This is a genomic window from Janthinobacterium sp. GW821-FHT03C08 (assembly GCF_059420905.1).
The window spans coordinates 1-7,202 of the sequence record NZ_JBWKUP010000040.1 but is presented as its reverse complement, the minus strand read 5'-3'; the positions used below and the strand labels follow the sequence as shown (position 1 = coordinate 7,202).

The window sequence follows — 7,202 nt, the reverse complement described above, 5'->3', positions numbered from 1 at the left end:
GACCATCACCCTGCCGTGAATGCGCGGCGCCCGCAGCCGCGCGCCGCCGGCGGCCGGCTGCGCGCCTCGCGGGCGTGCGCGGTGCCGGCCCGGCCTACTGCGCGATGCGGAACTCGATGCGCCGGTTTCTCGCCCGGCCATCGGCCGTGGCGTTGCTGGCCACGGGCCGGTCCGGGCCCTGGCCCGAAGTGAGCACCATGTCCGCGCCGATGCCGCGCGTGGCCAGGTAGGCGCGCACGGCATCGGCGCGCGCCTGGCTGAGTGCCACGTTGCTGGCGCGCAGGCCCGTATTGTCCGTGTGGCCGATCACTTCCACCTTGCGCTCCCGGAGCTTTTGCATGGCGGCCGCCATCTCGTCGAGGATGGCCAGGCCGGACGGCGTGATGCTGGCCTGGCCCACGTCGAATTCGATGATGCGCTTGTCGAGCGCGGCGTCGAGCAGTCCCTGCTCGGCCTCGGCCGCCCTGACGCGCAAGCCGTTGTTGACGACATACGTGGGATTGAGACTGGTGGCGATGTCGCTGGCGATCTGCTGGCGCTGCGCCTCGTTCGCCACTTCGCCGCGCACGCTGACGTTGCTGCCGGCGATACTGATCTGGCCCCGCGAGATGAGCTTCAGGTGCGGCGCGATGAGTTTCTGCACGTAGGCATTCCAGTTGGCCGGCACGGCCACCTTGCCGATGGCGATCTGGTCGACCACGCGCTCGGCGCCGTACAGCTCGCGCAGGCGGGCCAGCACGGCCGCCTTGGCCCCTTCATCGGCCAGGGTGCCCGTGACGAGGATCTGCCCCGGCAAGGGCGTGGCAGGCGGCTGCGCCTGCACCTGGGCGCGACCCGGGAGGGCGGCAAGCAGCAGGAGGAAGAGGGAAGCTTTCATCGCAATCCTTCAGGCAAAGGTATCGGCAAACAGGCTGCAGGCCGAGCGCAGCGACAGCTGGTCCTGCTGCAGACAGGCGGACAGGCGGTGCAGCGCCGGCTCCTGCCCCAGCAGCTCGCCGACCCAGTCCAGCTGGTCGAGGACGATCAGCCGTTCGCTGGCCGCCTGCGGTTCGATCAGGGCGCGCAAGCCCTGCGGGTCGGCGCCGCAAAAGCCGATCACCAGCACCGGCGCCTCGTCGAGATGGGCGAAGAACAGCGCCAGCTCGAAATCGGCCTGGCGCAGGAACGGCGTGACCAGGTGCAGCCAGAAGCTCGCTGCCAGCGCGCGCGCCTGCGCGTCCTGCGGCAGCGGCAGGACCAGGCTTTTTTCCAGGCGCGGCCGGCCGCTGCGGCGCACGGGCCGCAGCAGCAGGCCCAGTCCCAGCAGCAGCTCGCGCAGCGTGACGGGAAAGGTGGGCGAGGCCAGCATGACCTGCAGGCTGTGCAGCGTCTGCGCCTGCAGAAAGGCGGCAAATTGTTCCGCATGGCGGGCGGCGGCCGTCTCGATTTCCACCACGTTGCCGGCCAGCGCCAGCAGCGCCGGACCCGGTTCGGCGCTGGCGACGATGCCTTGCGACAGCTGCTCCACCCGCTGCCACAGCGGCGCCAGCACCAGCGGGCTGCAGGCGACAAAGGCGTCGGCGTCGTCGACTTCCAGCGCGCCCATGGCCATGAAGGGAAAGCGCCGGTGCGACTGGTCGCTGCTCGCTTCCAGGCGCCCGGCGATGGCGCGCCGGCTGCGCGTGCCGACGAAGGCGAAGCGCAGCGGCGGCAAGGCGTCGTAATTGAGCTTCCAGCGCGGCTCCGCCGTCAGGGAGTTCATGACTTGCGCCAGCCAGTCGTCGAGCAGCTGCACCAGCGCATGGTTGTCGCAGGCCTTGATGAAGTCGCCGCGCGCGGGGATCTTGCCGAAGTAGCCCAGGCGCACCTGCTGCGGGCCGCGCGTCATGGCGCCACCACGGCGGCCACCCCGGGCGCTGCATCCGCCACGGCGACGGCGGGGGCAGGCGCGGCGGGCGCGCCGACGACGGTTTCCGGCAGCTGCATGCCGCGCAAGCCCTGGTCCTGCACCGCCGCCGTTCCTCCCGCGCCCGTCGTCTCGGCGCTGCTGGTGATCTTCAGGTCCAGCGCCACGGCCACGTCGCCCTGCGTCCAGCGCAGCTCGAACACGCCGCCGTCCTTGCGCTTCTTGGCCGCCGCGTCGATCATGCGCTTCAGGCCAAACTGGCCCGGCTCGTTGAACAGTTCCACCGTGCGTCCGTCGAAGGTGACGGCCGTGATCCTGGCTCCGGGCGCGCCCTGCGGGCCGGGATGGACCATGTTCGTCCACTGCGCCGGCGTATTGCGGTAGCGCAGCTGCTGGCCGTCGATCTCCACCGTGTATTCCAGGGTGCCCGGCGCGGGCGACGGCTGGATCTGGAACACGGTCTGCGCCGCCGAGGTGGCCGCCACGCCGCCCGCGCCCAGCGGCGCGATCCAGCCGGGAAAGCGCGCCACCATCTGCGGCGACAGGCTGATGCCCATGTCGCCCCAGGTGCGCGCCGCCAGCACGTCGCCGCGCCGCACCACCAGGGGCCCCATCGAGGTGGTGACGAATTTCGCCACCAGCCCTTCCGGTCCGAAGAACTGGCCGATTTCCTCGCTGCTCGCCTCGATGCGTGCCGCGGGGGCGAACGGATATTTGTTCGCCAGCGACTTGCGGAACGGTTCGTACACCTGCGCCGTCCAGGTCTTGTTGATGTCCAGTTCCGCCGGCGCGACGATGACGGCGAAGGTCTGCATCAAGGGCCGCACGAGGATGGGGCGTATCGCCTGCTTTTGCGCGTCGCTCATCCCCGTGAGCATCTGCTCGTCGACCAGCCGCAGGGCGTCGGCCAGTTCGGAACCGCTGCCTTCCAGCGTCTGCTGCATGAACTGGCGCGCGCCCGGCCCGGGATCGCCCTGATTCTTCAGCAGGTTCAGGCGGCTGCGCAGCTTCGACAGCGCTTCCAGGTAGGCGCGCATCAGCGAGGCATTGTTGTCCCTGGCCGCCACCAGCTTGCCCACGCCGGCAAATTCGCGGCCCACGGGTCCCATGGGCTTGTCCAGGCGGGCCGGGTCGATCTGCGCGTTCATGCCCGGACTGGCCGTCAGCTGCGACGGCGCGCGGCGCAGCACCGTCTCCTTGAACCAGGCGATGATGCCCCGCTCTGCCTTGCGCAATTGCGCATTCTGCAGGGCCGGATTGTCCCACGACGTCTCCTGGTAGATGGTCGTCAGCAGCTTGGCGATGGGCGACGACTGCGGGTCGCCCAGGCGGTTCATGGCCTGCACGGCGCCGTCAAAACCTTTCAGGTCGGCCACGGCCACGCCCTGCACGAACTTTTGCCACTCGCGCGCGTAATCGGCCTTGTACATGGCCACCAGGTTTTTCTCGATCTGCTCCGGGCTGCCTTCCAGGGTCAGGTCGTCGGTGGCGGCGCTTTTCAGCACCCAGTCCGCGCTTTGCAGCTCGCGGTTGGCGGCGTCGCGGAACGCCCCCTCGACGAATTTTTCCCACGCCTGGCGCGTGTAGGCGCCGGACACCGCGTAACTGCCGGCCAGCAGCGCCTGGTCCTGCTCGCCGACGATGCGCGCCACCGTCATGCCGGGAAAGCGCGTCGCGGCGCGCGCGCGGATGTCCGCGTAGACGCGCTCGCGCGCCGGCATGCCGCGCACCACGCGGCGCAGGTGTTCGCGCGCCTGGTCGACCAGCGCCAGCTTCTGTTCGATGCGTGGCCAGGACGGGTCGCCCACCTGCGCCAGGTAGAACGTCAGCAGCCGTTCGGCGCTGCGTATCATCTGCTCGCGCGGCATGGCGCCCCGGTTGTCTTCCAGCCAGCCGCGCCAGAAGCGCGTCATCTGGTCGTTCAGGTGGCTGCTTTCCGCATGCGTCTTGTCGGCCAGCATCAGATAGGTTTTCAGCGCGTTGTAGGCGTCTTCCACGTTCGTCGGCGAGGCGGCCTGGTACTGGAAGGTGCGCGCCGCGACGGGCGTCTGCGGCGTGCGCGCCGCCGGCTGCAGCTGCTCGGCGCTGGCGTTCATCTCCGCCAGCAAGGCTTCCAGCGCGCCCGCCACGGGTTCGAGCATGACGTGGCGCGCGCCGGCAAAGTATTCCTCGCGCAGCTTGCGCTCGAGCAACTCGCCCTGGTACAGGCCCATGCGCAAGGACCAGGGCCGCTGCTGGCGGTACGCTTCCAGTTGCTCGATACGGTCCTGCAGGATTTCCAGCGCCTCCAGGCGCGACTGCAGGTCCAGGCGCTGCTCCTGCAGGCGCACCACCTTGTTCAGATCGGCCTCGACATTGGCCACCAGTTGCCGGTTGCCCAGGTAGGACCAGCTCCAGCCGCCTAGGCAGGCGCCCAGGGTCACGGTGGCCGTGAAGAAGACGGCGTACCTGAAACGCAGCTTGGCGCGGCTGGCGTAGTTGGCCACCAGGTGCTTGTCGGCAAAAATCACCTTGCGGAACAGGTCCAGCAGGAAATAGCCGTGCTGCCGCCCGCCCGTGGGCACTGCGGCCGGCGCGGGCGCGAAGGCCAGGTCGAAGCGGCGCGCCACCTGCTGCGAGGATGTGCTGACGGGCTCGCCCTCCTGCAGCGCGCTGGTGAAGTAAAAACCGCGGAACACGGGCTGGAACTGGAACGGGTTTTCCTCGAACAGGGTGGCGATGAAGGCGCGCAGGGCCGGCTTGATGGCGGCAAATTCCAGCGGGAAGGTAAAGACGCCCGGCGCCAGCGTCTTGCGCTGGCGGTGCGCCATGTTGGCCAGGCTCAGCTCCGTCAAGCCATCGTGCAGTTCGTCGAAACTCTGGTCGAAGAAATGGAGCAGGTCCGCCGTGGGCAGCTTGCGCCGGTACGGCATGGTGGCGCCCCAGACGCGCTCGCGCTCGCCGCGTTCCGCATCGGCGAAGAACTCCGCGAAGCCGGCGACGAGGTCGGCCTTGGTAAACACGATGTACAGGGGCGCGAACACTTCCAGGCGTTCGATGACGTCCTGCACGCGCTTGCGCAGGCTGCGCGCCAGTTGCATGCCCACGTCGGGATCGCCTTTCAATTCGGCGATGCTGACGGCGATGAGGATGCCGTTGATGGGCGCCTTGCGCCGGTATTTTTTCAGCAGGTCGAGAAAGCCGAACCATTCGCCGCGGTGCTCGTCGACGACGGAGTAGCGCCCTGCCGTGTCGAGCACGATGCCGTCCGTGGTGAAAAACCAGTCGCAGTTGCGCGTGCCGCCCACGCCTTGCACGATCTTGCCGTCGGCGAAAGGGAACTGCAGGCCCGACTGCAGGATGGCGCTGCTCTTGCCGGCGGCCGGATTGCCGATGATCATGTACCACGGCAATTCATACAAGGCGGCAGCGCCCGACTTGAGGCCCAGCTTGGACGTCTTGATGGTCTCGATGGCGTCCAGCAGTCCCGCGCGCACGGCGTCGAGGTCGCCCTGCTGGCTGCTGCCCGCAGCCGAAGCCGCCTGCGCGGCGGCAATTTCCGCCTCGTTCAGGATGGCCTGGCCCAGCGCCTGCGCATCGCGCCGCGCGCGGCGCCGGCGCCACAGCCACGCGCCCAGCCAGACGAGGAAGGCCAGCAGCAGCAAGGCCAGCGCCCACGCCAGCGCCACTTCCAGCACCTCGGCGCCCAGGTAGAGGAAGACGGCCAGCGCCACGAAGCCGAGGATGGTCAGATTGCGGCTGTCGGTCAGGAAATGCCAGATTCGTCGCAGCATGATGAGCCCAGGGTAAGGTCGCACGGCAGGAAAGACGCCGCCGCACAGCCAGGCGGACGCAGTCCATGCTGACAGCAATGGCGCGCGACTTTGTTGACAAATGACAAGTGTTGCGCGGCAGCGCGGCACGCCGCAGGGAGCGCCATTGACGCTGCGCAAGTATGCTTGCGCCGGTGCAAAATACCCGCGCAGACGGCGCTAGAATGGCTGGCGCTGCCGCCTGTTATTTGCCCAGGACGCGTGGCTGCGGCAATTCCGTGTGGCCGAAATCCATCATGGTCCAGCGCCCGCCCCAGCGCAGGCCCACCGATTCGGCTGTCACGCCATACAGACGGTAGCCGCGCATGGCCCAGGCATTTTTCTCAGAAATGATGAGCTTTCCTTCATGCATGAACGCGCAATCGGCGGCCAGGCCGTACTGGTGATAGCTTTGAAAGGCCCGGGCATTCGTCACGCTGGGGCCGGCTGCCGCCAGCTGGTTCTGGCGCGCGGGGCTGCGGTAGCCTTCCAGCAAGACCATGTCATAGCCGTGCACCTCCTGCATGATCTTAAACACCAGCAACAGGCGCTGCGCGTAGTCGTGGTCGAGCAATTGCCAGTTGCGGCTGGCACCGCCCAGCAGGGGGCGCAGCTGCGTTACCTCGGCCGTGGAAAACAGCAGCGGCGGCAGGGCCGGCGGCGGCACCAGTTGCTCGCCCTTGAGCAAGTCGCTGACCTGGTCATTGATGGCATGTTGCCGGTCCGCATAGCCGCGCAGGGTGATGCGGTCGCTGGACAGCCACACCAGCAGCGGTGGCGCGATGATCAGCACGCTGCCCGCCAGCGACAGCCAGCGGTGCTGCGACAGCAGTTGCCAGCCGCGTGCCATGCCGGAACCCGTATGGCGCTGCCAGCGCTGCCAGTGCGCGCCGCCGCCTCCCTTCAGGTGCCGGGCGCGCCGCCGCACGCGCCAGCCCAGGTTGACCATGGCGTGCAGCACGATGGCGCGGCCGCCGGGAAACAACAGCAGCCAGCAAGCGAAACAGGCGAGCAGGAAATACATCAGGACCAGGGCGACGAACATGGGGCGCTCCGTAACAGGAATCCGCGGAAGCCGGACTGCCATTGCCCGGCGGTATTGCTAGATCGTATGCGGGCGCGGCCAGCATGAGCGCGGTTTACATCAAGTTCGATCCAGTTCGGAGGTGATATTTTGTCTTTACTGAAATCCGGAGAGCGGCCGCCGCACGGCCCGAACCTGCTGGGCAAGGGCGATGGGAACGCCACCGAGGCGGGTGGCAACCGCATCCTGTCGCGGCTCGAACATGGCGGCGCCGCGCCCGCCACCCCGCCGGCGCGGCGCTGGCGCCCGGGCTGGCGGCACAGCGCGGCCGTCGGCCTGGCGGCGCTCGTCATGGCCGTGCTGGTCCATGAAATGGCCGGCCCGCCCGCGCCCCCGCTGGCCGCGCGCGAACCGCCCCCCGCCCGCGCAGCGGCGACGGCCCCGTCCCTGTCTCTTATACACATCTCCGAGCCCACGAGACTAGCTAATATCTCGTATGCTA

General features: G+C 68.6%; 4 protein-coding genes and 1 pseudogene. 1 reads left to right on the top strand and 4 read right to left on the bottom strand.

Going from position 1 to position 7,202, the window contains the following annotated elements; all coding sequences use genetic code 11:
* Positions 1-94: 94 nt before the first annotated feature.
* From AC07VL_RS27885 to AC07VL_RS27870, 4 genes are all read right to left on the bottom strand, one after another.
* On the bottom strand, positions 95-877 hold the full coding sequence (locus AC07VL_RS27885) for an OmpA family protein (RefSeq protein ID WP_494808733.1): 783 nt from the start codon (positions 875-877) through the stop codon (positions 95-97).
* 9 nt (positions 878-886) lie between these two features.
* Positions 887-1,867 carry a type VI secretion system-associated protein TagF gene (tagF, locus tag AC07VL_RS27880; protein WP_494808732.1) on the bottom strand — a complete coding sequence of 327 codons (981 nt, stop codon included), beginning with the start codon at positions 1,865-1,867 and terminating at the stop codon, positions 887-889.
* Complete coding sequence (gene tssM / locus AC07VL_RS27875) at positions 1,864-5,658, bottom strand: type VI secretion system membrane subunit TssM (protein WP_494808731.1); 3,795 nt, start codon at positions 5,656-5,658, stop codon at positions 1,864-1,866. Before tssM ends, tagF begins: the two co-directional genes overlap by 4 nt.
* A gap of 223 nt (positions 5,659-5,881) precedes the next feature.
* On the bottom strand, positions 5,882-6,721 hold the full coding sequence (locus AC07VL_RS27870) for a M15 family metallopeptidase (protein WP_494808730.1): 840 nt from the start codon (positions 6,719-6,721) through the stop codon (positions 5,882-5,884).
* A 129-nt stretch (positions 6,722-6,850) separates the two neighbouring features.
* Here AC07VL_RS27870 and AC07VL_RS27865 point away from each other — a divergent pair.
* Positions 6,851-7,202 (top strand): annotated as a pseudogene (locus AC07VL_RS27865) (hypothetical protein); the annotation flags it as partial.